This is a genomic window from Thioclava sp. SK-1 (assembly GCF_001705665.1).
Classification (GTDB): Bacteria; Pseudomonadota; Alphaproteobacteria; order Rhodobacterales; family Rhodobacteraceae; genus Thioclava.
In genome coordinates, this window is the sequence record NZ_MDHA01000051.1 from 1 (window position 1) to 26,113 (window position 26,113).

Genomic DNA, 26,113 nt, shown 5'->3' on the forward strand with positions numbered 1-26,113 from the left:
GGCACCACGGATGCCGATCTGTTTCATCAGGCGCTCCACCGTGCAGCGTGCAAGCGTAAAGCCCTCGCGTTTCAGCTGATGCCACGCCTTGCGGACCCCGTAGACCTGATAATTCTCATCCCAGACACGTTTGATCTCCGGGCGCAGCTCCGTATCCTGCTGATGCCGGGCTGAAGCTTTGGCCGGATCGGCTTGGTGCCAAGCGGTGGTAATATGTTGACGGTGCAAATGGCCGCTATCGCGCCCGCTTGCGTTTCATATGAACCTTGATGTTCAAACACCATCCGGACCGCCCGCGCGCGAACTTCTGGCGAGTAGCGATTTGCCATTTTGCTTTTTGTCATAACCATCATCCTTACTTAAGTTGATGGTCTCCGACAAACTCGGGGCGATTCACACCGATCAAGGATCGCAGTTCACTGGTGCGGCCTGGATCACCACTTTGACTGAAGCTGAAGTCAAAATATCGATGGATGGGCGTGGCCGTTATCTCGACAATATCTTCATTGAACGGCTGTGGCGGTCCCTCAAACAGGAGGCCGTGTACTTGCATGAATTGCACGACGGGTTCCAAGCCAAACGCGTGATTAAAGATTGGATCAGCTTCTACAACATTGAGCGGCCTCACACCGCTCTCGACAAACGATCACCCAACGACGCATTCTTCACAACAGAACAGACGCAAAAGGCCGCATGAAACCAACCAGATTACATCTTAGCTGAGCCGAAAAATTGTCCAAATAAGTGGGACCACCTAATCTCGGCCCTCGGCGGGGCCGAAATCGAGGCCATTACCTGAAAGGTAACAGGAAAGGGGATCGTTCGTCCGATCAGTGATTTACTCAACAACGCCACTTCTGGCGACCCGGAAGACAGGGACGGATTGCTTACACCATACGCCCGAACGGAGGCAGTGTAATTTCAGCTCAGATATCGAAAACATCTAGAATAAAGCTGAAAATGAAGAAGAATTCCCCATGTTTTGCAATAAGGTTAAAGCGGTTGCCCCCTTTGTTGTAGAGCTGTAGCCGCCGCTTTCGATCTGCTCTCGCAGCAAGTAGTACTTAATAAGCTTATCAACTTTTTCGGAATCTGTGAACTGTGCAGGGTCGCTCGACCCGAAGACGGCTTCGGCCTTTTGTGCATAGGCTTCAACTTGCTGATCGACATCCAAACTTGAAACACTCGCAGGCAGACCAAGCCCGGTACGCACAGCAGTTGCCATAGCCTCGTTGCCAATGATTGAAAACCATTTCGTTCTTTCAGAGCTCTCTTCAGCCGCGAGGTCGGGCAATTCACGTTGTAAATTCAAAGCAATTCGCATTGAGGAATCTACCTCACCGATAGCCGTTTCAAAAGATCTCTCTTCATATTTTGCTATGATGTCATCAGAGAACGATGATAATACTGTATTTGGTGGGGTGAAATCAAACCCAAAGGCTTCTGAGAGTTCAAAGTATCTTTTGTCAGACAGCTTATTCGCTAAGCTATCGTCTTCAATGGTACCTTCTTCCAGAACCTTTTGAATAAAGAATTTTGACCCAATGTCATCTTCTAATCCGAATGCGGCTAAGGATACCTTTAGAAGGCGGTAATCCTTCACCAAGTCTTCGGGTGACTCTATGTTGCTTATATTTTCTCTGAAATATGCTTCATCGGATTGAACTTGCGCAGAGGCGGAGAAAGCCGCCTGCTGCGTTTCCATCGTTCGTTCTAAGAATTTCCAACCTGCAAAACCGGCTAATGGAACGATGGGTTGATAGGTCATTGCGCACGTCCTGCAGCTAAAAGACGCTCCTCTCGAGGAAGAAGTGCCCGAAGTGATTTCAAGGCTTGATAGTGCTGATCATCAATTACTGCCTTTGTTGCAGCTGAGAGCTGTGTCCGGCTATCATGATCTGTTAGAACTTGGCTTAGCTGTTCAATACCGCGCAATAGCTGTAGCTTGCTATTTTCTGTGTCAGTATCCCCAGAAAGAACAAGTTGTGCAATGTAGCACACGCGCCTAACTGGCGTGTTCGCTTCTTCCGGATGGATAGCATCACGCAGGCGCAGAATGTTCGCATTTGGCGTCATAATAGCGAGGCGGGAACGACGTTCGCCATTTTCGATAACGGCACCGTTGATGAGCACACGCTCTTTTGGCGCAAGCTTTAAAACAAGTCCGCTCATGCTGCTTCCCCTTTGCGGCGAAGTCCACGCATGATTGCTGTATTGATCTCAATTAATGGATCTACAGAAGCAGATTGCTTTAAAACTTTACCGCTATGCTGTTGCGTAAACTTATTAAGATAGTAAAGGCGAGCTCGTAGAGCTTTCGGCAAGCCATTTTCATCGGATGAAACATCAGCAGAAATAATCGACCATAGCTTGCGATTTTCATAGACTGCTGCTGCAAGTTCGGGAAACCCGTCTTTTCCCTTCGCAGCAGAATTACGCAACCGGCTTGTAATCCGTGCGAAAGCATCGAACTCGATGTCGCGCTCTGTTCGGATTGATTGTGATGGGTTGGCATAGGCCGTTTTGGCCATGGCATAAGCGTTCACTGGAAGCCCTTCCTGTGGCTGTAAACAACATTACGCGGATTTTCCGCGAAAATTGGGGACGCTATGCGCGCCCCCAATCAATTTATTAACGGAACAGCGACAGGAGCTGCTGCGGTGCCTGGTTTGCGATCGATAGTGCCTGAACGCCCAACTGTTGCTGGACCTGCAGGGCCTGGAGACGAGCAGACTGCTCTTCCATATCGGCATCAACGAGCGAGCCAATACCAGAGGTTACCGAGTCACTCAGCTTCGAGATGAAGTCTTTCTGATCAGCGATACGAGCCGCCGACGCACCCAGTGCGGCTGCGCCATTGGTTGCTGTATCGATCAACAGTTCGATATCGTCGATGGATGCTTCTGCGGTGGCCGAGTCGGTCATATCGACCGTGGACAAGTCAAGGCCTGCTTCGAAATCCACCGACGTGACGGTGATGTTCGATGCGGTTACCGCACCAGCAGCGTCACGGTCAATCGATGACAGAACTGTGATATCACCACCGGCGGTATTCAACAGGTTTGCACCGTTGAACTGCGATGCACCAATGATCGAGGTGATTTGCGCTTTAAGCTCGTTAACGTCAGCTTCAAGTTTGCTGTTATCAACGTTTTCACCGGAAGCTGCGACGACCTTTTCTTTGATCTCTTTCAGCTTTTCCACGATCTGTTCGGCACCCGTAGATGCGACGGCAACGGTGGATTCGCCCAGTGCAAGCGAATCTTCTACGGCATTAAAGCCTGCAACATCAGATTCCATCACTTTGGAGATGGCCCAGATGGCCGAGTTATCTTTCGCAGAAGCAATCTCTTTACCGGTCGAGATTGCGCCCTGAGTGGTGCCCAAGTCAGAGTTGATCGACTTGAGCGTCTGCAGGGCAACCATTGCGCCGTTGTTTGTCAGAATGCTGGACATGTTTTGGGTCCTCAGATTGCAGCGCCTTTTGCGCTGAGTTTTCTATAAAGCGCTCAGAACGTCTCTGAGCGAATGGACACGTCCTTTCTGACGCCTGCAGGTTCCGAGTTTTCCGAAATCCGCGCCACCACTGTTGGTGCAAGATGCAATCTGCATCAAATCTCCTAACGGAATCCTAAGGCCGGCACTTTGGCCGGCCTTAGATAGATCAACTTTAATTAAAATGGTTTACGCCCGTTTTTCTACAGATCCGGATTGGCCGGAAATTTTTTGCCCGCGCCCCATTGCGTCATAACTTTGAAAACTGCGTGCAGTTTGCTGAATGACCGAAAGTCGTGACTGCGCGGCGCGAATTCCTTTCAAAGCGGCCTCCAATAACCGCTGATTGGCCAAGGACATTTCCTTTATGTGGCGAATCTTTATTAGCGGAAGCGATCGAATTCCCTCAATCGCCGCTTCTTTTCGCGCTATCAGTATTGCCATTTTCGGAAAGTCAGCGTCGCGGATAGCTGCGCGTTCTTGCCGCAAGATATCAACTACCTGCTCAATCGCAGCATCATCTTTAGTCTTCATGTTTCGATCCTTTTAACCATCGCATTGAAGATTTGTTCTGCAAGCCCAATTCCACCGGCTTGCGCCATTGCCTTCGCCTGTTCCTGCCGAAGGAATGACGAAAATTGCTCTTCCCCGATACCACCAGAAAATTCAGATTCCATTTCGCCCAACCCAGCTTGTTGTAACATTTCCGCCAGAAAGCTGGCTTCAAGGTCGATGGCGGCTTTGCGCAGTTGCTCTAGTTTTTCGGGTGATGCAGCGTCTTGCCGCACCAAAGGCGCCGGAATCGACGATGAATTTATGGGGTAAGAGGTCATAACATCATTCCAATTGAGTGGATTTTTTTCAACTTGCCCCAAGACCGGTAAATATTCCGGTAACCTCAATCTGCCATGTTGAGGAAAATCACAGACAGAAGTCGTGGGGATCATGGACCTATTTAATTTACAAACAGCACAGTCCTTCTTGAACACTCAAGGTAAGCCCGCCGACGCGACCGCGAAAACGCCAACCGCGCCGTTGTCGGAAACGGCGACAAATGCAGAAGATGCATTTTTTGTGAGTGTTTCTGGCACATCAACGCCAAGAGTAGACGCGCGATTTAAGGTGTCTGACCTGCCTTCGGCCTCGTCTACGCCCAGATTCTCTGGCACTGATTTCCTAGCTTGGAGCCATGAGGCCAGTACTGATGATGCCATGGTTGAATATGAACAAACAGGCGAAGACATGCCGCTTGCCGAGGGCGCAGTTGCGGTTCAAATGTCGGTCATACGCGTTCCAGATGCACCGCCAGAGGTCGAAGTAAATCAACAGCTAAATGTAGGCGCCCCAAGGAAAGAATCGTCTAAGGACGAGCCGTCAAAGGGGCGTGAGGCGGACGTTGTGGGGGATAGCGGTACGACAAATAAGCCTGGTATTTCGGCGCAAGTCGGCATCTATGATACGCGTATGGCGGAAGTTGCTGTTGTTGCCCGTGATGTGCCCGGGGCCGTTAATTCAAGTGTAGCCGAGCCTTTATCCGTTTCGACCTCACCGCGTGATGGTCAAAAACCGACCATCACTGATCCTGCCCTGCCGACTCAGGTGACATTCAAGACCGATAGCACCGCGGCGACCGTGGACGAAACATCGCCATCCGTGACGTCGGCGCCGATCTCCAAAGAGGCTATGCCCGCAAAAATGCCTTCAATGAGTGATCGCGAATTTGCGGCACAGGAACCGGCTGCAAAAGCACAGGCTCTGATGACTGGATCGACAGTGCCAGCAGCGCCTACGGCTGCACCTGTTCTGGACGTTTTCCGCAGCGATAATTCTGTTTTGGCCGGATTGGCGCCCAAAGCAGATGCGGCTGCGACTCAACGATTCGTAAGCGCCGTGAAAGCGGAGAGCGCCCAACCCATAATGGGTAAGGCTGCGCAAGATGATGGCGTTGAGCCGCGCGCAAATCGACAGCAATCTTTGGAGGCCACGTTAAAAAGCGTATCACAAGTGTCCATTGGCCAGCAGCCCAATCAGAGTGATCGTCCCGCGACACCACCTGTGACATCGGCTTCGGCTATGACGCCCAGTACCAGCGATTCCACGGCGGCAGTTAAACCAACCAGCTTGGAGCGTAACACTACGGCGCCTGCTCAACCCACCTCCCCGACGCCAGATGCGCCGAAGGCCACGTTGCAAGACGATGCTATGCAAACGCCGCCGCAAGTCAGTCCACGTGTATCTGCGGGCTCGATCACGGATGGCTCACCACGCGTTGATATGCAGGCGGCACCCTCATCCAAGGCCGTTCCAGACAGTCAGGCGGGACAACGCCCACGAGAGCAGGTGCCCGAACAGATTGTCGCGCCGCAAACACAGGCGCAGAATCCGTCAAATGCAGTGACGGCAACCGTTGCAACATCCCAATCCGCGCTTATCACTAAGCTGGCGGCGCCGTTGAATGCAGCGACTGAACTTCAAACGACAACAGCGATGATAGACGAATCGCCATCTGTCGGCTTTGCACTGACCTCCCCTGCAGCGCCCGTTACACATGACGGTGCCACGCACACGGCAACCACCACCCTTGCGCAATCCGTCAGTCAGCAGGTGACCGCAGCTGTAAAAACGCTTCCAGATGGGCCCGTTGAAATCAGTCTGTCACCTGAGGAGTTGGGAAAGGTGCGTTTGGTGCTGCAGTCATCCGACTCGTCAATGACTGTTTTGGTGCAAGCAGAGCGGCCTGAGACCTTGGACCTGATGCGGCGCAATATCGACCAATTAAGCAAGGATATGCGCGCACTTGGTTATTCAGACGTCAGTTTTTCGTTCTCCGATTCGAACCAGAATCGTCAGCGTTCGGCTGAAGGCTGGTCGCGACTGCAAGATGTTGTATCTGCAGGGGCAGGAGATCTTGACCCGCGCCGAGCGAGCACCGCTGACCTACCCACGCAATCCCCGACCCGTGCCACAGGCCTGAGCGGGTTAGATCTTCGTATGTAAGGAGTGTCCAGAATGGCCACCGTTAGCGCGGCAACCAGTGCCGCAACCACTACCACCACCGCATCAAGCACCGCCACAGCAGACGCGACCGAGAACTCTGCCTCTGCAATTACCTCTGATTTTACAACATTTTTGCAGATGTTGACTGTGCAGATGCAAAACCAAGATCCGTTGAACCCGATGGATTCTACGGATTTTGCGGTGCAATTGGCGACGTTCTCTGGCGTTGAACAGACAGTGCAAACCAATCAGCTTTTGGAAACCCTGATTGGGAAAGTCAGCGGATCTGGCATTTCCGAGTTAGCAAGCTGGGTGGGAATGGATGCGCGCACGGATCAGCCCGTCTACTTTTACGGTGACCCGATCACTGTGGCGACGGATGCTGCTTCAGATGCCGATTCGGCAAAGCTGTCAGTTTATAACGCCGGTGGCACCAAGATTTATTCAGCAACTGTGGATGTTACTGAGGATCTTGTGCAATGGGATGGCACGAACAATGCTGGCACTACGGTTGCAGCGGGCAGCTATACGTTCAAATTGGAATCCTATTCCGGGGACGATCTGTTGTCGACAAATACGGCAGAAGCCTATGGCCGCATTGTCGAGGCCCGCGTTGCAGATGGCGGAACCGAGCTGGTGATGGCGTCAGGCGCCACTGTGAACAGCAGCGCCGTGACAGCCTTGCGCAGCCCATCATAGATTACAAGATGGTGCCAACGGCTGCCCCTGCCGCGAACACCGCGACCAGCGCTGCCGACCAAATGACGGGATGCAGCGGCTTTACGGCCGGTGGTGGTGGTGCGGCCGCTTGGCGCTGGATCGAAGCTTTCAAAAGGTCGGGCAATTGCGGGCTAAAATGATGCAGCACTTTGGCAGTGCGTTGCAGATCCCTTAGAACGGCTTTGGGGCCAAGTGTGGTGCGAATATAGGTTTCCACAACAGGGCCGGCCGTTTGCCACATATTAATCGACGGGTTCAGGGATCGCGCGACACCTTCTACCACGACCATAGACCGTTGAAGCAATATCAGCTCGGTGCGGGTTGGCATGCCGAACCGTTCTGTGACTTCAAACAAATAGGACAGCAGCCGTGCCATAGAAATGTGACTGGCATCCATCCCAAAGATGGGTTCGCCCACAGCACGCAAGGCTAGGGCAAATTCGTTCACATCGCGGTCGGCGGGAACATAGCCTGCTTCAAAATGTACCTCCGCAACACGATAGTAATCGCGCTGAATAAAGCCGATCAGGATTTCCGCATAGACACGGCGGGTATATTCATCAATTTGTCCCATGATTCCAAAATCATAGGCCAAAATATCCCCGTTTGACGCTACCTTCAGATTGCCTTGGTGCATATCCGCATGGAAATACCCGTCACGCAAAGCGTGGCTAAGAAACAACTGCAAAACGCGTTCAGAAATTTCCACAAGGTTGTGTCCGGCGGCGGCAATCGCGTCGGGTTCGCCCATCGGGGCACCGTCGGCCCAGCCCATTACCATGACTGTTTTGCTGGACATGCCCCAAACGGGCTCGGGCACATCAAAACCCGCATCACGCGCAGTATTGGCAGAAAATTGAGATGCACGCGCGGATTCCATCCGCAGATCCAGCTCTCCCAACACGGTATTTTGGAAATGATTGACGACATCTGAGGGTCGCAACCGACGTGAAGATGGTGATATGAATTCAATCAGCCCAGCCGCGAAATGAAACGCATCCAGATCTTTGCGGAAAGCTTTTTCGATCCCTGGCCGCAGCACCTTCACAGCAACGCGTTCCCCGGTATCGGCGCGGATTGCACTATGCACCTGTGCGATAGAGGCCGCGGCGACGGGCTCTGAAAACTCCGAGAACAGCTCGGAGATCGGGCGCTCCAGCTCGGCTTCAATCATTGTCTTGGCGATCTCAGTCGAAAACGGCGGCAGCTTGTCTTGCAGCACGCGCAATTGATCGGCCACCTCTACGCCCACCACATCAGGCCGCGTCGATAAGATCTGACCAAATTTGATATATGCTGGTCCAAGTGCCGTGATTGCACGGGTAACCGGCGGCAGCTTGGGATCGCCCTTATATCCCAACCACGCGAAGGGCGCGGACATCGCATAGGCGACAGCGCGCAATCGTGGCGGGGCATTCATCGCGTCCAATGCGTGATGCATCGCACCAGAGCGGATAAAGGTCGCGCCGGTGCGGATTAAACGCCAGATATTATGCGGACCGCGCATCTTAAATCTTCCAACCAGAGTGCAATGCCGCGATGCCCATAGTCATGTTCCGATAGCTTGCCTGTTCAAATCCTGCCTTACGGATCATGCCCAAAAACGTATCCTGGTCGGGAAATTTTCGAATAGATTCCACCAGATATTGATAGCTGTCCCGGTCATTCGCCACAATCTGCCCCATCACGGGGATGATATTGAACGAATAGAGGTCATAGGCTTTCTGCATCAGCTCATTCGGGATCTGGCTAAATTCCAGGACCATCAACCGACCTCCGGGTTTCAATACGCGATAGGCCTCGTTCAGCGCATCTTGCACGCGGGTCACGTTTCGGATCCCAAAAGAGATCGTGTAGGTGTCGAAACTATTGCTTTCAAACGGCAAAGCCATCGCATCGCCTACAACCCAATCAAGACGTTGCGCCATATCTTCGGCTTCGGCGCGCTGTTGCCCAGCGATCAGCATCGATTCCGTCATATCGCACACAGTTGCGGTCGCGCCGGGGGCACGGTTAAGGAACCGAAAGGCCACATCGCCGGTCCCGCCCGCAACATCCAGCAGCTTTTGCCCGGGCCGCGGCGCAAGCCAATCCATCATCGCATCCTTCCAGATGCGGTGAATGCCGACGCTCATCAGATCATTCATAATGTCGTATTTCGAGGCCACTTTCGAAAAAACGCCATGCACCATTCCAGCTTTGGCATCTTCATCCACAGTCTGAAATCCGAAATGCGTCGTCTTGCTTTGGCTGTCGTTCATTTTTTCTACGGCCTCTTGAGGTTTAGCAAACACTCCCCTTCTTATAGGGGCCGTTTTGCCCATGACAATGCGACAGGAGTCACAATGCCCGAATTGCCCGAAGTTGAAACCGTCCGGCGGGGCCTTTTGCCCGCGATGGAGGGCAAGGTGATTATGCGTGCCGACATCAATCGCCCGGACCTGCGATGGCCGCTTCCGTCCCGGATGAAAGAACGGCTGGAGGGGGCGAGGGTGCGTCAGCTGCGGCGGCGGTCAAAATATATCCTAGCGGATCTGGACAGCGGCGAAAGCCTGCTGGTCCATTTGGGCATGTCAGGGCGGATGCTGGTGTCAGGTGTGGCAGTGGGCGATTTCCATTTGGATCACCCTGCGGCGCAAAAGCACGATCATGTTGTGCTGCATATGGAAGGCGGTGGGCGCGTAACATTCAATGATGCGCGCCGCTTTGGTGCGATGGATCTGGTCCGCACCGATCGCGAAGCGGCGCATTGGCTGCTGCAAGGGATCGGGCCAGAGCCGTTTGGCAATAATTTCGATGAAGACTATTTGGTCAATGCCGTGAAAAACCGCGCCAGTCCGATTAAAACCGTGCTTCTGGATCAAAAAGTTGTTGCCGGATTGGGTAATATTTATGTCTCAGAGGTCTTGTTTCGCGCCGGCATAGACCCGCGCAGGCAGGCAAAGAGGATCTCGGCAGCGCGTCTGGCGCGCCTTGTGCCGATTGTTCGCGATGTCTTGTCAGAAGCGATTTCTGCAGGTGGGTCAAGCTTGCGGGATCACCGCCAAGCCGATGGAGAGCTTGGATATTTTCAACATGTCTTTCGGGTTTATGATCGGGAAAGCACGCCCTGTGCCACATGTGCGACGCCGATCAAACGGATCGTGCAATCCGGCCGCTCCAGTTTCTTTTGCCCGACATGTCAAAAGTAACGGCGGCTCACGCCGATGAAAGGTGACTTGATATCTAGGGCCACCCTGATAGGACTCGGCTAACACAAGGAAAGGCACTGCCGCATGGCCTACGAGACCCTGCTCGTCGAGATCGAAGACAATGTCGCCCTGATCCGGCTGAATCGTCCAGAGGCGCTGAACGCCCTGAACAGCAAGCTGCTGACAGAATTGACCGCTGCGTTGGGGTCGCTGGATGCGAATGACAAGGTGCGCTGCATCGTCATCACTGGCACTGAAAAGGCCTTTGCGGCCGGTGCCGATATCAAGGAAATGTCGGAAAAAAGCTTTGTCGACATGTATGCGTCGGATTTCTTCGGCCCAGCGGCTGACAGCTTCATCCGCACGCGCAAACCCGTGATCGCTGCCGTGTCAGGCTATGCGTTGGGTGGTGGGTGTGAATTGGCGATGATGTGTGACTTCATCATCTGCGCCGACAATGCCAAATTTGGTCAGCCAGAGATCAATCTGGGCATCTGCGCCGGTATCGGTGGCACACAGCGACTGACGCGATTCGTCGGTAAATCGAAAGCGATGGATATGCATCTGACTGGCCGCTTTATGGAGGCCGAAGAGGCGGAGCGTTCGGGGTTAGTAAGCCGCATCGTGCCGGCGGCCAAATTGGTGCCTGAAGCCATGGCGACAGCTGCGAAAATCGCGGAGAAATCGCAGATTGCGACGATGACTGCGAAAGAAGCTGTGAACCGGTCCTATGAAACGACCCTGGCGGAGGGGCTGCTGTTTGAACGCCGTGCGTTCCATGCGCTATTCGCCACTGAGGACCAAAAAGAGGGCATGTCGGCCTTCTTGGCTAAGCGCGAGCCGCAGTTCCGCGACAAATAAACATCCCAGAAAAGAGGGGGGCACGCGGTTTTCCTCTTTCCTTTTTTGGCGTTTCCCCGTATTAGAACCGCTGACATGCGCGTGGAGCCCGCTTAGGCTAGAATCATTCCGGTTCACTGGATCCGGGCTTTTGCGCAAATTATTTTGTAATTGACCCGGAAAGTGAGAAATCACCATGGCAAACACGCCCCAGTCCAAAAAGCGCGCCCGCCAGGCCGAGCGTCGCAACGACATCAACAAAGCACGCCGTTCGCGCATTCGTACATACCTGCGCGGCGTTGAAGAAGCTATCACGTCGGGCGAGTATGATGCCGCACGCGCAGCCTTGTTGGCAGCAGAGCCAGAATTGATGCGTGGTGTCACCAAAGGCGTTGTTCATAAGAACACAGCCGCGCGTAAAATTTCGCGTTTGACCGCGCGTGTTAAGGCCCTGAACGTCTAAGTCGATTCGACCTTAAAAATCTAATAAATATTAGGGCGCCTTTGGGCGCCCTATCGTTTTTCTTGAACATATTCAATGCCTTATGTCGGATGTTGTAGTTTTGCTGGCTGTGGACAGATTCGTTTCACGCACATGCGAGTCAAGCGTGAAGTTCTATTGCGACTCGACCACGGACCGGGCTAGCTTCCCCGAGCGAGCTAAGTCGCCTCGGGGGACATGCCGCATCAGTCAAAACCGGAGCAGGTCTAAAAGTCTGCCACGACAACGAAAAAGGACCGAGCACTTCGGTTGCCTGATGCGAATCCGATGACATAGGGGGGCTGCCACCCCCTTTCAACGGCGAATGCCGAACCCGTTTTTCGGGGGCGGTGTTTTGTGTTCTTTAGAAATACACCACCCAAGCTGGGCGATGTTCATCGTCCTGACGAGGGAGTATTTTCGAGTGCGTGGTTTGCGGCAGATTTGGTGTGTGTAAACTGGGCAAAAAAAAATGACCGAAGAAACCTGGGGGCGGGTGTGCAATGAGCTTGAGAAAACTGTTGGTAAAAACAATTACCTGACATGGATCGCGCCGCTGCGCGTCATCACGGTCGACGAAGGCATAGCTGCCTTTGAAGTGCCGACAAAATTCATGCGCGACTGGGTGCAGCGGAATTTTGCGGAATCGATCCTGCGAGAGCTGCGCAAAGCCGGTATCACCGTGGAGCGAATTGACCTGAAGGTGGCGCATGCGCGACCGGCTGCCAATATCGCTGCGCCGCGTTCTGTGCCGCCGCAATCAAACGTCCGCCGCGCGGCTGTGCAAGAAGACGTTGATCTGCCCGGTGCGCCGTTGGATGCGCGGTTTACTTTTGACCGCTTCGTGGTTGGAAAGCCGAACGAGCTGGCGCATGCTGCCGCGCGCCGTGTCGCAGAAGGTGGTCCCGTCACGTTCAACCCGCTGTTCCTATATGGTGGCGTGGGCTTGGGCAAAACGCACCTGATGCATGCCATAGCGCATGAATTGCAGCAGGGCCGCCCGGATCTTCGCGTTTTATATCTGTCGGCAGAGCAGTTCATGTATCGCTTCGTACAGGCCTTGCGTGAACGTCAGATCATGGACTTCAAAGAGATGTTCCGCTCGGTCGATGTCTTGATGGTGGATGATGTGCAATTCATCGCCGGAAAAGATTCCACGCAGGAAGAATTCTTCCACACATTCAACGCGTTGGTCGATCAAGGTAAGCAGATTGTCATTTCAGCAGATCGCGCCCCGGGCGAGATCAAAGAACTGGAAGACCGGATCAAGTCGCGGCTGCAATGTGGTTTGGTGGTCGATTTGCACCCGACGGATTACGAACTTCGTTTGGGCATTTTACAGACCAAAACCGAAAGTTATCGCTTGCAGTATCCGGGATTGGTGCTGGCCGATGGTGTGCTGGAGTTCCTGGCGCATAGGATCTCGACCAACGTGCGTGTTTTGGAAGGCGCACTGACGCGTTTGTTCGCCTTTGCATCGTTGGTTGGGCGCGAAATCACATTGGATCTGGCGCAAGAATGTCTGACCGATATTTTGCGAGCATCGGACCGAAAGGTCACGATTGAGGAAATTCAGCGCAAAGTGGCAGAGCATTACAACGTGCGTTTGTCGGATATGATCGGGCCGAAGCGCGTGCGCACCATCGCCCGTCCGCGGCAGGTCGCGATGTATCTGTCCAAGCAGCTGACCACGCGGTCATTGCCTGATATCGGCCGCCGGTTTGGTGGGCGTGATCACACGACGATCATGCATGGCATCCGCAAGATCGAAGAGCTCAAAGGCGATGATCGGCAACTTTCGGAAGATATTGACCTGTTGCGTCGTCTCCTCGAAAACTAAGACTGTTGCTGCAATGCACTTCGGACCCTTGACGCCTCTGTGAAAGCGGTGAAGGGTCCGAAAAACGCTTGTCGCCGGGGAGGATAGTGTTAAATTCCCACTCCCGGAAGCCGTGAGGGATTGATATGAAAATCAGCATCGAACGCGCCGCGCTTCTGAAAGCAGTGGCTCAGGCGCAATCCGTCGTGGAGCGCCGCAATACGATACCGATCTTGGCGAATGTGCTGATCGAAGCCGAAGGCGATACGGCATCCTTCCGTGCCACCGATTTGGATATTGAAGTGGTGGACAAAGCCGCAGCGGTGGTTGAACGCGCCGGGGCAACGACTGTCTCTGCTGTGTTGCTGCATGAAATCGTGCGTAAATTGCCCGATGGCGCGCTTATCCAGCTGATTGATGATCCTGCAGCCGGGCGCCTGACGGTGGAAGCCGGTCGCTCAAACTTCAACCTTGCGACATTGCCGCGTGAAGATTTCCCGGTCATGGCCAGCTCGGATTATGCTGCGAATTTCACGGCGCAGGCCGGAACGCTTAAGCGTCTTTTTGAAAAGTCTCGCTTCGCGATTTCGACCGAGGAAACACGATATTACCTGAACGGTGTGTATCTGCATGTTGCTACCGGCGAAGATGGTCAGGCCCTGCGCGCCGTGGCAACCGATGGGCACCGGCTTGCGCGCATCGATGCGCCCTTGCCCTCTGGTGCCGAAGCCATGCCGGGCGTGATCGTTCCACGCAAAACCGTCGGAGAACTGCGTAAGCTTTTGGATGATGATGAGGCGCAGATCGCCGTCTCCGTATCGGAAACCAAGGTGCGTTTTGCAACGCCGACCATCTCATTGACGTCGAAGGTCATTGACGGAACATTCCCCGATTACACCCGCGTCATTCCGATGGGAAATACCCGGCGCCTGGAAGTCGATGCCAGCGAATTTGCCAAGGCGGTGGACCGTGTGGCGACCGTGTCATCGGAACGGTCACGTGCCGTGAAGCTGACGCTGGATACTGATAAGTTGGTATTGTCGGTCAATGCGCCCGATGCGGGGGCCGCGGAAGAAGAGCTGGTCGTTGCCTATAATGACGAGCATCTTGAAATTGGCTTTAACGCAAAATACCTTCTGGAAATCGCCAATCAGGTGGACCGTGAAAATGCCGTTTTCATGTTCAACTCCTCGGGTGATCCGACATTGATGCGCGAAGGCTCTGACACGTCAGCTGTCTATGTCGTCATGCCGATGCGCGTTTGATTTCAAACAGTTTTAGACGGAAATTACGCCGATGCTGACCGAGCTGACTCTTTTGCAGTTTCGGTCGCATCGGCGTATTTCATTGGCGCTAGATGCCCGTCCGGTGGCGATTTTTGGGCCTAATGGGGCAGGCAAAACCAATATCATTGAAGCGGTGTCCATGTTGTCGCCGGGGCGAGGATTACGCCGCGCCAACACACAGGAGCTGATGCGCCGCCATGAACAGGTGGGCTGGAAGCTGCGTGCAACGGTGGACGGGCATCAGGTGGAAACCTCTGCCTTGCCCGGTGCCAGTCGTACGGTGCAAATTGATACAAAAACAACGCCGCAAACCGCGCTTGCCCGGCTGATGCGCGTATTGTGGCTGGTGCCGTCGATGGATCGGTTGTGGATTGAGGGCGCCGAGGGGCGCAGGCGATTTTTAGACCGCATGACTTTGTCCTTCGCCCCCGATCATGCAGACGCGGCGCTGGCATATGAAAAGGCCATGCGTCAGCGTAATCGCTTGCTGAAAGATCAGGTGCGCGATCCGCGTTGGTATGACGTGCTAGAGACCCGTATGGCAGAGTCCGGCCTGGCGATCCGCACCAATCGTGCGCAGGCGCTAACGCAGATCGGCATCGCCCAAGATGACGCGCAAACCGCCTTTCCTACCGCGCAATTGTCGATTGGTCAGGATGGGCCAGAGGATCTGCGGGCGGCCTGGGCCCAAAGCCGCAGCCGCGATATGGCCGCCGGACGCACGTTGGAAGGCCCACATCGCGCCGATCTGATGGCGCGCTACGCGGCCAAGAATGTGCCAGCCGCACAATGTTCAACAGGGGAGCAGAAAGCCCTGCTGATCTCATTAATTTTGGCCAATGCGCGGGCGCTGCGCGGTTTGCCGGTTATGCTGCTGCTTGATGAGGTCGCAGCGCATCTGGATGTCACGCGGCGTGCGGCGCTGTATGATGAAATCTGCGCATTGGATGCTCAGGTCATGATGACTGGCACGGATGCAAATCTATTCGACAGTCTGGGGCGACGCGGGCACTATATGGCGGTGTCAGATACGGATGGCACGTCCCAAATTGAGGAAATATCCCGATGACCCTTCCAACGCAGCGGGTGACATTGATTACGCTTGGTGTCGCGGATCTTGAACGTGCGAAACGGTTCTATGGCGCATTGGGATGGAAGCCGGCAGCACAGCAATCTGGCGTGGCCTTTTATCAAATGAACAGTTTGGCCCTGGGGCTGTTTGGGCGCGACGATCTGGCCAAAGATCAGGGCCGCGATGGGGCGACACTGGGCACTGGTGCCATGACGCTGGCGCAAAATTTTGACACCAAAGCGCAGGTTGATGCCGCTTATTCATTGGCGCTGTCCGCCGGGGCACAGCCGCTTAAACCGCCACAAGACGTTTTTTGGGGCGGGTATTCCGGCTATTACGCTGATCTTGACGGGCATGTATGGGAACTGGCGATGAACCCGTTCTGGCCCCTTGCCGCAGATGGGTCGCTGACCTTGCCGAAAGATGATGTATGACACTGACACTCTCGCAGCTCGCACTTTATACCGGCGCGTTATTCGTGTTGTTCCTGACCCCCGGCCCGGTGTGGCTGGCGCTATTGGCGCGCACGCTGACGGGTGGCATGGCAGCGGCCTGGCCTTTGGCAGTGGGCGTCGCGTTGGGCGATGTGTTTTGGTCCGTGTCTGCGATCCTTGGGGTTTCAGTCCTGTTAGAGCTGTATGGCGGGCTGTTGGATCTGCTGCGCTGGGTCGCGGTGATTATGTTCTTGGTGATGGGCGGATTGCTGATCCGCCATGCCGATACGAAAATCGACCAAAATAACCGGCTGACGCGGCCTGGTATTTGGGCGGGATTCATTGCTGGGATCGTTGTGATTATCGGCAATCCAAAGGCCATTTTATTCTATATGGGGCTGCTGCCAACTTTCTTTAATCTGGACCAAATGACCGCCGTTGATATCGGTGTTATCGGGGCGATATCTGCGATTGTTCCGCTGATCGGTAACCTGATGATCGGCGCCTGCGTCGAGCAGATGAGACGGTTTTTCGCCCAGCAGCATGCTGTCGCACGGTTAAATCGGATTGCGGGTGGGCTGATGATTGCCGTTGCCCTGCTGATCGCAGTGACCTGACGCTAAATCTTGTGGCTATCGCGTGACAAACCCGCGCTAAGACACTATAAATCCTGCAACAAAGACAGGATGAACTGGCATGACCGCAGAGCAACCGAATAAATCCGAATACGGCGCAGATTCTATCAAGGTTCTCAGGGGCTTGGAGGCTGTCCGTAAGCGCCCCGGTATGTATATCGGGGATACGGATGACGGGTCCGGCCTGCATCACATGGTTTATGAGGTCGTGGATAACGGCATTGACGAAGCTTTGGCCGGCCATGCCGACTATGTTCGTGTAAAAATTCACGCAGATTCGTCGGTTTCCGTGCGCGACAACGGGCGCGGCATTCCGGTGGGGATCCATGCCGAAGAAGGTGTTTCGGCAGCCGAGGTCATCATGACCCAGCTGCACGCGGGCGGCAAATTTAACAACACCGACGATGATGGCAATGCCTATAAGGTGTCGGGCGGTTTGCATGGCGTGGGCGTCTCGGTCGTCAACGCATTGTCAGATTGGTTGGAACTGACCGTCTGGCGCGATGATAAGATCTATAAGGCCCGTTTTGAAAAGGGCGAATGCGTGGAACATGTGCGCATTGTCGGGGATGCGCCTGGTGAAAAAGGGACCGAAGTCCGGTTCTTGGCCTCGAATAAGCTGACAGACCCGGAAGGCACGTTTTCAAACCTTGATTTCAGCTTTGCGACCTTGGAAAAGCGCCTGCGCGAATTGGCGTTTTTGAACTCTGGCGTGCGTATTCTGATCGAAGATGAACGGCCCGCCGAACCGATCCGCACCGAACTGCATTACGAAGGCGGTGTGCGTGAATTCGTCAAATATCTTGACCGCTCCAAAACCCCGGTGATGGATACGCCCGTCTATATGATCGGTGAGGTTAACGGGATCGGCGTTGAGGTGGCGATGTGGTGGAACGACAGCTACCATGAGACAGTGCTGCCCTTTACCAACAATATCCCGCAGCGCGATGGTGGCACCCATATGGCCGGTTTCCGCGGCGCGCTGACCCGGACGATCAACAACTATGCGCAATCGTCTGGGATTGCGAAGCGTGAAAAGGTCAATTTCACTGGCGATGACGCCCGCGAAGGCCTGACCTGCGTTTTGTCGGTGAAAGTGCCCGATCCGAAATTCTCTAGCCAGACGAAAGATAAGCTGGTGTCGTCGGAAGTGCGACCGGCTGTTGAAAACCTGGTCAATGAAAAGCTGGCCGAGTTCTTTGAGGAAAACCCGGCAGAGGCCAAGCAGATCGTCGGTAAAATCATTGAAGCCGCATTGGCACGCGAAGCGGCCCGTAAGGCGCGTGAATTGACGCGGCGCAAAACGGCGATGGATGTGGCCTCGTTGCCCGGCAAACTGGCCGATTGTCAGGAAAAAGATCCGGCTTTGTCCGAAGTCTTTATTGTCGAGGGTGACTCGGCAGGCGGATCGGCCAAGCAGGGCCGCTCGCGGCAAAATCAGGCGGTTTTGCCGCTACGTGGTAAGATTTTGAACGTGGAGCGCGCACGGTTTGATCGGATGCTATCGTCGGATCAGATTGGCACGCTGATCACAGCTTTGGGCACCGGCATTGGCCGTGACGAATTTAACATCGATAAACTTCGCTACCATAAGATCGTCATCATGACTGATGCGGATGTGGATGGTGCGCATATTCGGACATTGCTGTTGACGTTCTTCTTCCGGCAGATGCCGCAGCTGATCGAACACGGCTATCTGTATATCGCGCAGCCGCCGCTGTATAAGGTTAGCCGGGGCAAGTCAGAGGTCTATCTGAAAGACGAACCGGCACTGGAAGATTACCTGATTGAGCAGGGGATTGATGGGGCCAGCCTGCGCCTTGGCACGGGCGAGACAATCATCGGCCAAGACCTGCTGCGCGTCGTCGAAGAGGCCCGTGTTGTGAAGCGGATTTTGGCCAGCTTCCCAACATATTACCCACGTAATATTCTGGAACAGGCGGGGATCGCAGGCGCGATGGTTCCCGGTGTTCTGGATGGCGATGCGCAAGGCACTGCCGATCGTGTGGCAGAGCGTTTGGATCTGGTCGCGCTGGAATATGAACGCGGCTGGCAGGGGCGTCAGACCCAAGATCACGGTCTGCGGATGACCCGCGTGCTGCGCGGTGTTGAAGAGGTCCGCACCTTGGACGGCGCTGTCATGCGGTCTGGCGAGGCGCGTCGTTTGGCGCAGCACACCGAGACGCTGCGCGAAATCTATAAATCTCCGGCGCAGCTGCATCGCAAAGAACGTCATCAGCTGATCCATGGCCCCTTAGAGTTGCTGGACGCCATCTTGCAAGAGGGCGAAAAGGGTCTGTCCCTGCAGCGCTATAAAGGATTGGGCGAGATGAACCCTGAACAGCTTTGGGAAACCACGCTGGATCCTTCAGCGCGCACCTTGCTGCAGGTGCAGGTGGATGATGTCGCTGAGGCCGATGACATCTTTACCAAGCTGATGGGCGATGTTGTTGAACCCCGCCGCGAATTCATTCAGCAAAACGCATTGACCGTTGAAAACCTTGATTTCTAAGGTTGTGTTGGATCGCGCATATGTTTGCGCGATCCCCATAGGGTCCCGCTCTGGGGACGTCGTGCCGCACTGATGTTCCGAAAAACCCATGTGACTGAGGCGGCGTAAAGCTTACCGCTTTAAGATCACTGTCGTGACCTGCCTTGAAGGGCTGCCAGCGATAAAGTGACGAATGGGATCCGTATCGACGCCGCAGATATGATCATCACTATGCCGTTGGACCCGGCTCTAAGGTTGCCAACCTGCGTATAGCGTTGAGCTGCAAGGGCTTGGCAGCGTTTGCGCGGATAGTGGTTTAGGTGATTACCCTAGGGTGGCACAAAAACAGGATAGGTTCAAAAAAGACCCACCGCGCGATGCGCGACAGGTCTTTTTCAGTTTCATGACTGCTGCGGTGCAATTAGCGCATCAGCAAAATCGGCACGCGGCAGGCCCGGATCATTGCGGTGGTGGTTGATCCGATGATCAGTGAACGGATCCGCGAATGCCCATGCGCCCCCATAACGACCATGTCAAAATTTTCGGCTTCGACAAATTCGCCCAGGGCGGTTTCCGGGTCGCCGGCGATCATTTGCACGCGGGCCTCAATGCCGGCGGCTTTCAGCATTGCCTTGGCATCTTCCAATCCTTTGCGGCCAAAGGACGTTTCGGTTCCTACGGTTACGATATGCACCTCCAGGCCGACAAAGATAGGCGAGCGCGACAGCACATCCATCGCTTTGAGCGCGGATTTACCACCATCATAGGCGATGCAGATCTTTGAAATGGGGCTGAAACCATACGAGGCCACCAAAACCGGCTTCTGTGTCGCGCGTAATACGCGTTCCAGATTGGATCCCAGGTGGCCTTGCGCACGATCATGCTCATCGCCGCGTTTGCCGATCACCACCAGATTGGCATCGCCTTCACGGTCTTTGAGCGTTTCGATCAAATCGCCCTGGCGCAGATGTGTCTGAACCGCCTCAATGGCGCCATCACGCAGGATCTTTTCCGCATCCTCCAAGATGGCGCGGCCACGATGGGCCACCAGCTTGGCGCGTTGCTCATCCAGATCAGATAGCTCTTTCATAAGGGCTGTCCGCGCCCCCAAGGCGATTGATCCAGACAGATCTGCCGATTGCGCTCCGCTATTGCGATCCAGCACATGGATCAGATCGACCGATGCGTTCAGCCGGCCTGCCGCCCAAACCGCGTGATCACAGGTGGACGCCGCATAGGGAGACCCATCCACAAAGGCGATAATTTTCTTATCCATCATCTTGCTCCTTAGTGATCCATCATCGCGTCAAGCGCGCCGGGCTTATCCGCCTGACCGAATTTATCGACCAATGTCTCGGACGCCGCGTTCAGGCCTATGACCTCCACCTGCGCGCCATCGCGGCGGAATTTCAGCACAGCCATATCCAGCGATGAAACCGCAGAAATATCCCAAATATGTGCACGGCTGACATCAATCGTGACACGGTCCAGCACCTCATGAAAATCGAAGGACTTCATGAAGTCCTCGGTCGAGCCATAGAACAGCTGACCTTCAACCGCATAGCTGCGCGCGCGGCCATCTGGCGAAAGGGTGGATGTGACACGGAAATACCGTGCGATTTTTGCGGCAAAGAAGATGCCCGACAGCAGCACGCCGACCAGAACACCAATCGCCAGGTTATGTGTCCAGACCACGACGATCACAGTGGCCAGCATCACCGCGCTAGAGGTTTTGGGATGGTGCTTGAGATCCCGGATCGACGACCAGCTAAACGTCCCGATCGAAACCATGATCATGATCGCGACCAAAGCGGCCATCGGGATCTGGCTGACCCAGGGGCCAAGAACCACACAGAAGATCAACAACATGACGCCTGCAGCGAAGGTGGACAAACGGCCACGGCCGCCGGATTTCACGTTGATCATGGACTGACCAATCATCGCGCAACCCGCCATGCCGCCGATAAACCCGGTAGCAGTATTGGCCAGACCCTGACCGATGCATTCCTGATTGCGGTCTGATGTTGTGTCCGTCAGATCATCAATCAGGTTCTGCGTCATCAGGCTTTCCAGCAGGCCAACAACGGCCACGGCCAGCGCATAGGGGAAGATGATCGCCAATGTTTCAAAATTCAGGGGGATATCCGGGATCAAGAACACTGGCAGCGTGTCGGGCAATGCGCCCATATCGCCCACCGTGCGCACATCCCACCCCAATATCATTGAGGCAGCTGTCAACACGATGATCGCCACGAGTGGCGATGGCACGGTTTTGGTGACACGTGGCAATAGATATATTATCGCCAAAGCGGCCACGATCAGCGGATAGGTCAGCATTGGCACTGCGGCCGGGTCCATCTCTGGCAATTGTGCCATGAAGATCAAGATGGCAAGCGCGTTTACAAAACCGGTCATGACTGATTTGGACACGTAGCGCATGACGAAGCTGATCCGGCTGATCCCGACAGCAATCTGGATCAAACCGGCTAGAACCGTGGCCGCCAATAAATATTGCAGCCCGTGATCGCGCACCAATGTCACCATCAAAACGGCGGTTGCCGCGGTCGCCGCGGAGATCATACCGGGACGTCCCCCCGTGATCGCGCAAATCACCGCAATTGAGAAACTGGCATATAGCCCCACTTTGGGATCAACGCCCGCAATGATTGAAAAGGCAATCGCTTCGGGAATGAGCGCAAGTGCCACGACCAGACCTGACATCAAATCCGGGCGGATATTGCCAAACCATTGTTTGCGATAAGTATCGAAATTCATGTGATGTTATTTCCTGTCCGTAAGCGTCGGAGCGGGCCTACCGGACCCTTTTTGACTGACGTTTGTCGGTTTTCCGGCGGATCGGCGGCCGGACTAGCCTTCTGGGAGTCACACCCAGAACCTTGTGATTGCGTATTGATTACGCAACCGTGACCAAAAGAGCAATCCTACAGCCGCGCTGTGGCAGCGATCACAAGGGTCGATATGCCTTGCCATTTGTAATAAGTATCACATTTGATAACAGATGGGCGAGTTTTAGGCGCCACAAACAGGACCACCCGTTGAGTCGCGGGGAGGATGGGGGTTGCGTGAATAAGCTTTTCAAATTTGGGCTGGGGCTAATGGGGCGCTTGGGTGATGCCAATATCGGGCTGACTGCAGCTGGCGTTGCGTTCTATTCCATGCTTGCGGTATTTCCCGGCATTTCCGCCGTGATCGCGATTTGGACGGCCTTTGCCGATCCCGCGGGTATTCAGGCCTATCTGGCTGTAGCGGATGATTTCATTCCACCAGAGGCCTATCAAATCTTGAATGAACAAATTCAGATGTGGCTGTCACAGCCCGATACCTCGATTGGGTTCGGAACTGTGGTGTCACTGGCCTTCACGCTGTTTTCAGCCCGTGCCGGTGTTGGTGCATTGGTGCTGGGGTTGAATGTGATCCATGGCACTAAGACGCGCAATACGATCTGGTCGATCCTTTTTGCATATTTTATGACGTGCTCGTTGGTCGGGGTCATGCTGACCGCGCTGGCCACGATTGTCATTGTGCCTGTGGTGGTGAATTTTCTACCGTTTCACGCGGTGACCGATCTGATGCTATCAGGCTTGCCCTGGGTGGCGATGTTGCTGCTGATGCTATCAGCGTTGGGTATTTTGTACCGCTATGGCCCGAACACCAAAACGGAAACCCGCGAGCCCTTCTTCACCTACGGTGCGCTTGTGGCCGCGTTGGCATGGGGTGTGGTGTCATTAGGGCTGACATTTTATCTGTCGAATTTTGCAAATTATTCGGCGGTGTACGGTTCTATCGGGGCCGTTATCGCGCTGTTGATGTGGCTGTATCTGTCGGCGCTTGCTGTTCTTTTGGGCGCAGCCTTTAACGCCCAGCTTGCCGAACACCGGGCGCAGTCCAATTCGGCCAACACTACCAAATAGCCTGAGGCTGGTGCCGTCCTGCATGGGCGTCCGTCAGATGGGGCGCTCTCCGCTAGGGTATTCTTGTGTGCCCAACGCATCGGCCAATCGCTGCTGAGCAGAGCCGGGGCGGAGCGGCTTTTGTTGGCTGGTATGGGGTTTCCAGCCAGTCAACCACACCATATCAAAGGTGGCTGTGACCCTACCTTGGTCATCACAATGGGCATCGACATAGCGTTGTAAGGCCTCGATCAGCACCGTTCGGCGGGTGAAATGTCGGATACGGCCGTTCAGCGCGTTACCTTCCCCCATATGCCGCAAATCACGCAGCAGCGTCATCGGATCGCTATATTTCACATGGCGGGTCACGGTATCGGCTACAGGCAAAGCCAGCCCAACACGCTGAATTAAGGCGCCCAATTCGCGGATTTCACCCATTGGCAATACACGCGGGCTTAGCCCGCCGCTGACGGCAATCTCGGCCTCTGCGAGGCAGGCGCGCAGCTCGGACAGGGTCCGCCCGCCAAACATCACGCATAAAAACAGCCCATCTGGTTTCAACGCCCGGGCGGCTTGCACCATTTGTCCGACGGGATCATTGGCCCAATGCAGGCACATGGCATGAACAACAAGGTCATGCGCCCCGTCCTCCAGATCTAGCCGGTCTGTATCGGCCACCACTTTGGCACCGGGCAGCACATCTGCGAAAACAGATGGGAAAGGGGTGATTAGGGCTGGAGATGTAAACTCCTTATTAACCTCAAGCAGTCTTTCCTGAAGCTCGACCGCCGCATCCTCGTGCAAGAACAGTTCCGGCCCGGCGCGTAATGCGCGGGCGCGTTGGCGGGTCAGCATATCTCGATCTGATAGAAGCGGAGGCTGTGACATGATAGGGGGCGACCTTACACTAAGTTCCAACGCGCTGCGGCACAGGGTGCGTCGTGGCATCCAAACCGGGCTTAGGCTGATTTACCCGCCACGTTGCATGGCTTGCAATGCCCATGTGACCCAAGACGGCGCGTTATGCCCGATCTGCTGGACCCAGACGCCGTTTCTGGCCGGGCTTGGCTGTGACGCGTGTGGTGCGCCACTGCCGGGCGGATCAGATCGTGCAGAGCTGTGTGATGATTGCCTTATGACACCGCGACCTTGGTCGCAGGGGCGCGCGGCATTACGCTATGATGGGCCCGTAAGGCGCATGATTTTGGCATTCAAACACGGGGATCGCACGGATCTCGCGCGGCCCTTTGCGGCGTGGATGGCGCATGCAGGGGCTGATTTGTTCACCGCTGATGCGGTATTGGTGCCGATCCCACTGCACCGGCTACGGCTGATTCACCGCCGCTATAATCAGGCTGCGCTGCTTGCCGCGGAATTGGCTGGGATGGCTAAGATATGTCATATGCCAGACCTGTTTACCCGCCGCCGCACAACCACCCAAGAAGGTAAAAACCGCACACAACGCTTTGCCAATCTGACCGGGGCGATCCAGCTACGCCAAAATCGGCAATTCAGCGTGGTGGGGCGGCACCTGATTTTGATCGATGATGTGATGACCTCTGGCGCGACGTTTCATGCCGCAACCGATGCAGCCCTTGAAGCCGGTGCTGCGCGTGTCGATATCCTAAGCCTTGCACGCGTTGCCAAGCCGGGCTGACTTCGTATAGTTCCACATGAAACATTCCGTGCTTACCGCAACAATTTTACAATGCGATAAGCGGCACGCCCCAGAATAGGATCACGAAGATGACCACTCTTGAAATCTATACCACCAAAACCTGCCCATTTTGCGTCGCGGCCAAGCGGTTGCTGGACAAAAAAGGCGTCACCTATACCGAAATCGATGTGGGGGCGGCGCCTGAAATTCGTCAGGCGATGACCAAACGCGCAGGCGGTCGCACATCTGTGCCACAGGTGTTTGTCGGCGATATCCATATTGGCGGATGTGATGATCTGCACGCGGCCGAAGACAACGGCACGCTTGAAAAGCTTTTGGCTGCTTAAGGACGGACCCCTTATGCCCCGCGCGCGCGAAAACTGCCATGAATGATTCCGTTGATCCGTTAGCCGGTGCATTGTTCTCTGAGGTTTTTATGGCCGACCAGTTGGCACGAAACCTGGTCAGCCGGACCTTGCCCAAAGGGATGGAGATCTCCCATTTTTCTGTGCTGAATCATCTGGCGCATTATGGGGAAGAACGCACACCGGCCCAATTGGCGGCGGCGTTCCATGTCACGCGCGGGGCGATGACAAATACTTTGTCCAAACTGGTTTGGGCCGGGCATGTGCATATCCGGCCTGACTGGGATGATGCCCGGCGTAAATTCGTAGCAATCAGCCCGGCAGGCCGGGCGGCACGTGATACTGCCGTGGCTGCGTTCATGCCGGCAATCACCGAAATCGTGCGTGATATTGGCTCTGATAAGATAAAGTTGGCCTTGCCGGTTCTGCGCGAATTACGGCTTAAGCTGGAAAATTCGATGCTGGTGAATACGCGCTGATATCGTGTCAGTTTTTCTCTTGCGCGGTTATGGCAGAGCCTTTAAAGACCGTTTCGCATAGTCCAATCGACTCAGTTCTGACCGGCGTATGAAAGCCGTGTTGCGATCGGGCGTAGCGGCCAATGCACAGGATGCCGGTGTAGCTCATCAGGTAGAGCACATCATTCGTAATGATGGGGTAGTAGGTTCGAGTCCTATCACCGGCACCACTTTTCCTTAGGCGTCAAGTTAATCCATTGC

27 protein-coding genes, 1 tRNA gene, 1 pseudogene and 1 other annotated feature are annotated in these 26,113 nt (G+C 54.8%); of the genes and pseudogenes, 17 read left to right on the forward strand and 12 right to left on the reverse strand.

What is annotated here, in order from left to right:
• Positions 1 to 344 (reverse strand): annotated as a pseudogene (locus BFP70_RS12230) (IS3 family transposase); the annotation flags it as partial.
• A gap of 23 nt (positions 345 to 367) precedes the next feature.
• On the opposite strand from BFP70_RS12230, the gene BFP70_RS12235 reads away from it, so the two are divergent.
• Positions 368 to 697, forward strand: coding sequence for an integrase core domain-containing protein (locus BFP70_RS12235; RefSeq protein ID WP_083217488.1), 330 nt, complete (start codon positions 368 to 370; stop codon positions 695 to 697).
• 246 nt (positions 698 to 943) lie between these two features.
• On the opposite strand, the gene BFP70_RS12240 is transcribed toward BFP70_RS12235, so the two are convergent.
• The 6 genes from BFP70_RS12240 to BFP70_RS12265 form a co-directional block, all read right to left on the reverse strand.
• A complete protein-coding gene (locus BFP70_RS12240) occupies positions 944 to 1,768 on the reverse strand; it encodes a DUF1217 domain-containing protein (protein WP_066011913.1) in 825 nt (274 codons plus the stop codon).
• Positions 1,765 to 2,172 carry a flagellar biosynthesis repressor FlbT gene (flbT, locus tag BFP70_RS12245; protein WP_066011915.1) on the reverse strand — a complete coding sequence of 136 codons (408 nt, stop codon included), beginning with the start codon at positions 2,170 to 2,172 and terminating at the stop codon, positions 1,765 to 1,767. The genes BFP70_RS12240 and flbT overlap by 4 nt, the downstream gene beginning before the upstream one ends.
• On the reverse strand, positions 2,169 to 2,546 hold the full coding sequence (flaF, locus tag BFP70_RS12250; RefSeq protein ID WP_066011917.1) for a flagellar biosynthesis regulator FlaF: 378 nt from the start codon (positions 2,544 to 2,546) through the stop codon (positions 2,169 to 2,171). The genes flbT and flaF overlap by 4 nt, the downstream gene beginning before the upstream one ends.
• 85 nt (positions 2,547 to 2,631) lie before the next feature.
• Entirely contained in the window at positions 2,632 to 3,456 is an 825-nt protein-coding gene (locus BFP70_RS12255; RefSeq protein ID WP_066011918.1) for a flagellin, read from the reverse strand.
• A gap of 228 nt (positions 3,457 to 3,684) precedes the next feature.
• Positions 3,685 to 4,029, reverse strand: coding sequence for a hypothetical protein (locus tag BFP70_RS12260; protein WP_066011920.1), 345 nt, complete (start codon positions 4,027 to 4,029; stop codon positions 3,685 to 3,687).
• Positions 4,026 to 4,328, reverse strand: a complete 303-nt coding sequence (locus BFP70_RS12265) for a rod-binding protein (protein WP_066011922.1) — start codon at positions 4,326 to 4,328, stop codon at positions 4,026 to 4,028. Before BFP70_RS12265 ends, BFP70_RS12260 begins: the two co-directional genes overlap by 4 nt.
• Positions 4,329 to 4,440: 112 nt before the next feature.
• Here BFP70_RS12265 and BFP70_RS12275 point away from each other — a divergent pair, with 112 nt between their 5' ends.
• The gene (locus tag BFP70_RS12275) at positions 4,441 to 6,492 is read left to right on the forward strand and encodes a flagellar hook-length control protein FliK (RefSeq protein ID WP_083217489.1); all 2,052 of its coding nucleotides are present in this window, start codon (positions 4,441 to 4,443) and stop codon (positions 6,490 to 6,492) included.
• 12 nt (positions 6,493 to 6,504) lie between these two features.
• The gene (locus BFP70_RS12280) at positions 6,505 to 7,191 is read left to right on the forward strand and encodes a flagellar hook capping FlgD N-terminal domain-containing protein (protein WP_066011927.1); all 687 of its coding nucleotides are present in this window, start codon (positions 6,505 to 6,507) and stop codon (positions 7,189 to 7,191) included.
• 1 nt (position 7,192) lies between these two features.
• Here BFP70_RS12280 and ubiB read toward each other — a convergent pair whose 3' ends face one another.
• Both ubiB and ubiE read right to left on the reverse strand, forming a co-directional pair.
• A complete protein-coding gene (gene ubiB, locus BFP70_RS12285; protein ID WP_066011929.1) occupies positions 7,193 to 8,719 on the reverse strand; it encodes a 2-polyprenylphenol 6-hydroxylase in 1,527 nt (508 codons plus the stop codon).
• Between the two features lies 1 nt (position 8,720).
• The gene (ubiE, locus tag BFP70_RS12290; protein WP_066011930.1) at positions 8,721 to 9,473 is read right to left on the reverse strand and encodes a bifunctional demethylmenaquinone methyltransferase/2-methoxy-6-polyprenyl-1,4-benzoquinol methylase UbiE; all 753 of its coding nucleotides are present in this window, start codon (positions 9,471 to 9,473) and stop codon (positions 8,721 to 8,723) included.
• A gap of 84 nt (positions 9,474 to 9,557) precedes the next feature.
• Between ubiE and mutM the strand changes: the two genes are divergently transcribed.
• The 9 genes from mutM (at position 9,558) to gyrB (ending at position 19,482) form a co-directional block, all read left to right on the forward strand.
• Positions 9,558 to 10,403, forward strand: coding sequence for a bifunctional DNA-formamidopyrimidine glycosylase/DNA-(apurinic or apyrimidinic site) lyase (mutM, locus tag BFP70_RS12295; RefSeq protein ID WP_066011933.1), 846 nt, complete (start codon positions 9,558 to 9,560; stop codon positions 10,401 to 10,403).
• Positions 10,404 to 10,487: 84 nt separating this feature from the next.
• Positions 10,488 to 11,264: an enoyl-CoA hydratase gene (locus BFP70_RS12300; protein ID WP_066011935.1), complete on the forward strand. Its 777-nt coding sequence runs from the start codon at positions 10,488 to 10,490 to the stop codon at positions 11,262 to 11,264.
• Positions 11,265 to 11,439: 175 nt separating this feature from the next.
• Positions 11,440 to 11,706, forward strand: coding sequence for a 30S ribosomal protein S20 (gene rpsT / locus BFP70_RS12305; RefSeq protein WP_066011936.1), 267 nt, complete (start codon positions 11,440 to 11,442; stop codon positions 11,704 to 11,706).
• Positions 11,707 to 12,196: 490 nt separating this feature from the next.
• Positions 12,197 to 13,564, forward strand: a complete 1,368-nt coding sequence (gene dnaA, locus BFP70_RS12310; RefSeq protein ID WP_066011937.1) for a chromosomal replication initiator protein DnaA — start codon at positions 12,197 to 12,199, stop codon at positions 13,562 to 13,564.
• Positions 13,565 to 13,689: 125 nt separating this feature from the next.
• Positions 13,690 to 14,808, forward strand: coding sequence for a DNA polymerase III subunit beta (gene dnaN, locus BFP70_RS12315; RefSeq protein WP_066011939.1), 1,119 nt, complete (start codon positions 13,690 to 13,692; stop codon positions 14,806 to 14,808).
• Positions 14,809 to 14,839: 31 nt separating this feature from the next.
• Positions 14,840 to 15,898: a DNA replication/repair protein RecF gene (gene recF / locus BFP70_RS12320; protein WP_066011941.1), complete on the forward strand. Its 1,059-nt coding sequence runs from the start codon at positions 14,840 to 14,842 to the stop codon at positions 15,896 to 15,898.
• Complete coding sequence (locus BFP70_RS12325; protein ID WP_066011942.1) at positions 15,895 to 16,335, forward strand: VOC family protein; 441 nt, start codon at positions 15,895 to 15,897, stop codon at positions 16,333 to 16,335. Before recF ends, BFP70_RS12325 begins: the two co-directional genes overlap by 4 nt.
• Complete coding sequence (locus BFP70_RS12330) at positions 16,332 to 16,952, forward strand: LysE family translocator (protein WP_066011944.1); 621 nt, start codon at positions 16,332 to 16,334, stop codon at positions 16,950 to 16,952. The genes BFP70_RS12325 and BFP70_RS12330 overlap by 4 nt, the downstream gene beginning before the upstream one ends.
• A 79-nt stretch (positions 16,953 to 17,031) precedes the next feature.
• Positions 17,032 to 19,482, forward strand: coding sequence for a DNA topoisomerase (ATP-hydrolyzing) subunit B (gene gyrB / locus BFP70_RS12335; RefSeq protein WP_066011945.1), 2,451 nt, complete (start codon positions 17,032 to 17,034; stop codon positions 19,480 to 19,482).
• A 400-nt stretch (positions 19,483 to 19,882) separates the two neighbouring features.
• Here the strand turns inward: gyrB and BFP70_RS12340 are convergent, their stop codons facing one another.
• Both BFP70_RS12340 and BFP70_RS12345 read right to left on the reverse strand, forming a co-directional pair.
• Positions 19,883 to 20,737, reverse strand: a complete 855-nt coding sequence (locus BFP70_RS12340) for a universal stress protein (RefSeq protein ID WP_066011947.1) — start codon at positions 20,735 to 20,737, stop codon at positions 19,883 to 19,885.
• 11 nt (positions 20,738 to 20,748) lie between these two features.
• Complete coding sequence (locus tag BFP70_RS12345) at positions 20,749 to 22,236, reverse strand: SulP family inorganic anion transporter (protein WP_066011949.1); 1,488 nt, start codon at positions 22,234 to 22,236, stop codon at positions 20,749 to 20,751.
• 67 nt (positions 22,237 to 22,303) lie between these two features.
• Positions 22,304 to 22,361, reverse strand: a sequence feature (sul1 is cis-regulatory element that is thought to sense ions involved in sulfur or methionine metabolism; They are found in Alphaproteobacteria).
• A 183-nt stretch (positions 22,362 to 22,544) separates the two neighbouring features.
• Here BFP70_RS12345 and BFP70_RS12350 point away from each other — a divergent pair.
• The gene (locus BFP70_RS12350) at positions 22,545 to 23,393 is read left to right on the forward strand and encodes a YihY/virulence factor BrkB family protein (protein WP_083217490.1); all 849 of its coding nucleotides are present in this window, start codon (positions 22,545 to 22,547) and stop codon (positions 23,391 to 23,393) included.
• Positions 23,394 to 23,426: 33 nt separating this feature from the next.
• Here BFP70_RS12350 and BFP70_RS12355 read toward each other — a convergent pair whose 3' ends face one another.
• The gene (locus BFP70_RS12355) at positions 23,427 to 24,260 is read right to left on the reverse strand and encodes a methyltransferase domain-containing protein (RefSeq protein WP_066011951.1); all 834 of its coding nucleotides are present in this window, start codon (positions 24,258 to 24,260) and stop codon (positions 23,427 to 23,429) included.
• On the opposite strand from BFP70_RS12355, the gene BFP70_RS12360 reads away from it, so the two are divergent.
• The 4 genes from BFP70_RS12360 (at position 24,259) to BFP70_RS12375 (ending at position 26,082) form a co-directional block, all read left to right on the forward strand.
• Complete coding sequence (locus BFP70_RS12360) at positions 24,259 to 25,029, forward strand: ComF family protein (RefSeq protein WP_066011952.1); 771 nt, start codon at positions 24,259 to 24,261, stop codon at positions 25,027 to 25,029. The two genes, BFP70_RS12355 and BFP70_RS12360, sit on opposite strands and share 2 nt — an antisense overlap.
• Positions 25,030 to 25,118: 89 nt before the next feature.
• Complete coding sequence (gene grxC / locus BFP70_RS12365) at positions 25,119 to 25,376, forward strand: glutaredoxin 3 (RefSeq protein WP_066011953.1); 258 nt, start codon at positions 25,119 to 25,121, stop codon at positions 25,374 to 25,376.
• A 38-nt stretch (positions 25,377 to 25,414) separates the two neighbouring features.
• Positions 25,415 to 25,873 (forward strand): MarR family winged helix-turn-helix transcriptional regulator, encoded by a 459-nt coding sequence (locus tag BFP70_RS12370; RefSeq protein WP_066011956.1) that lies wholly within the window; start codon positions 25,415 to 25,417, stop codon positions 25,871 to 25,873.
• Between the two features lie 133 nt (positions 25,874 to 26,006).
• A tRNA-Thr gene (locus BFP70_RS12375) sits at positions 26,007 to 26,082 on the forward strand.
• Positions 26,083 to 26,113: the final 31 nt, after the last annotated feature.

What these genes read in the sequence shown, in the direction of transcription:
- dnaA (WP_066011937.1), top strand. Translation starts at nt 12,197, where the DNA reads ATGACCGAAGAAACCTGGGGGCGGGTGTGCAATGAGCTTGAGAAAACT.
- BFP70_RS12355 (WP_066011951.1), bottom strand. Translation starts at nt 24,260, where the DNA reads ATGTCACAGCCTCCGCTTCTATCAGATCGAGATATGCTGACCCGCCAA.
- BFP70_RS12235 (WP_083217488.1), top strand. Translation starts at nt 368, where the DNA reads ATGGTCTCCGACAAACTCGGGGCGATTCACACCGATCAAGGATCGCAG.
- BFP70_RS12300 (WP_066011935.1), top strand. Translation starts at nt 10,488, where the DNA reads ATGGCCTACGAGACCCTGCTCGTCGAGATCGAAGACAATGTCGCCCTG.
- BFP70_RS12345 (WP_066011949.1), bottom strand. Translation starts at nt 22,236, where the DNA reads ATGAATTTCGATACTTATCGCAAACAATGGTTTGGCAATATCCGCCCG.
- dnaN (WP_066011939.1), top strand. Translation starts at nt 13,690, where the DNA reads ATGAAAATCAGCATCGAACGCGCCGCGCTTCTGAAAGCAGTGGCTCAG.
- BFP70_RS12325 (WP_066011942.1), top strand. Translation starts at nt 15,895, where the DNA reads ATGACCCTTCCAACGCAGCGGGTGACATTGATTACGCTTGGTGTCGCG.
- BFP70_RS12370 (WP_066011956.1), top strand. Translation starts at nt 25,415, where the DNA reads ATGAATGATTCCGTTGATCCGTTAGCCGGTGCATTGTTCTCTGAGGTT.
- ubiB (WP_066011929.1), bottom strand. Translation starts at nt 8,719, where the DNA reads ATGCGCGGTCCGCATAATATCTGGCGTTTAATCCGCACCGGCGCGACC.
- BFP70_RS12265 (WP_066011922.1), bottom strand. Translation starts at nt 4,328, where the DNA reads ATGACCTCTTACCCCATAAATTCATCGTCGATTCCGGCGCCTTTGGTG.
- BFP70_RS12260 (WP_066011920.1), bottom strand. Translation starts at nt 4,029, where the DNA reads ATGAAGACTAAAGATGATGCTGCGATTGAGCAGGTAGTTGATATCTTG.
- BFP70_RS12240 (WP_066011913.1), bottom strand. Translation starts at nt 1,768, where the DNA reads ATGACCTATCAACCCATCGTTCCATTAGCCGGTTTTGCAGGTTGGAAA.
- grxC (WP_066011953.1), top strand. Translation starts at nt 25,119, where the DNA reads ATGACCACTCTTGAAATCTATACCACCAAAACCTGCCCATTTTGCGTC.
- BFP70_RS12360 (WP_066011952.1), top strand. Translation starts at nt 24,259, where the DNA reads ATGATAGGGGGCGACCTTACACTAAGTTCCAACGCGCTGCGGCACAGG.
- ubiE (WP_066011930.1), bottom strand. Translation starts at nt 9,473, where the DNA reads ATGAACGACAGCCAAAGCAAGACGACGCATTTCGGATTTCAGACTGTG.
- recF (WP_066011941.1), top strand. Translation starts at nt 14,840, where the DNA reads ATGCTGACCGAGCTGACTCTTTTGCAGTTTCGGTCGCATCGGCGTATT.
- gyrB (WP_066011945.1), top strand. Translation starts at nt 17,032, where the DNA reads ATGACCGCAGAGCAACCGAATAAATCCGAATACGGCGCAGATTCTATC.
- BFP70_RS12340 (WP_066011947.1), bottom strand. Translation starts at nt 20,737, where the DNA reads ATGGATAAGAAAATTATCGCCTTTGTGGATGGGTCTCCCTATGCGGCG.
- mutM (WP_066011933.1), top strand. Translation starts at nt 9,558, where the DNA reads ATGCCCGAATTGCCCGAAGTTGAAACCGTCCGGCGGGGCCTTTTGCCC.
- rpsT (WP_066011936.1), top strand. Translation starts at nt 11,440, where the DNA reads ATGGCAAACACGCCCCAGTCCAAAAAGCGCGCCCGCCAGGCCGAGCGT.
- BFP70_RS12255 (WP_066011918.1), bottom strand. Translation starts at nt 3,456, where the DNA reads ATGTCCAGCATTCTGACAAACAACGGCGCAATGGTTGCCCTGCAGACG.
- BFP70_RS12330 (WP_066011944.1), top strand. Translation starts at nt 16,332, where the DNA reads ATGACACTGACACTCTCGCAGCTCGCACTTTATACCGGCGCGTTATTC.
- flbT (WP_066011915.1), bottom strand. Translation starts at nt 2,172, where the DNA reads ATGAGCGGACTTGTTTTAAAGCTTGCGCCAAAAGAGCGTGTGCTCATC.
- BFP70_RS12275 (WP_083217489.1), top strand. Translation starts at nt 4,441, where the DNA reads ATGGACCTATTTAATTTACAAACAGCACAGTCCTTCTTGAACACTCAA.
- BFP70_RS12280 (WP_066011927.1), top strand. Translation starts at nt 6,505, where the DNA reads ATGGCCACCGTTAGCGCGGCAACCAGTGCCGCAACCACTACCACCACC.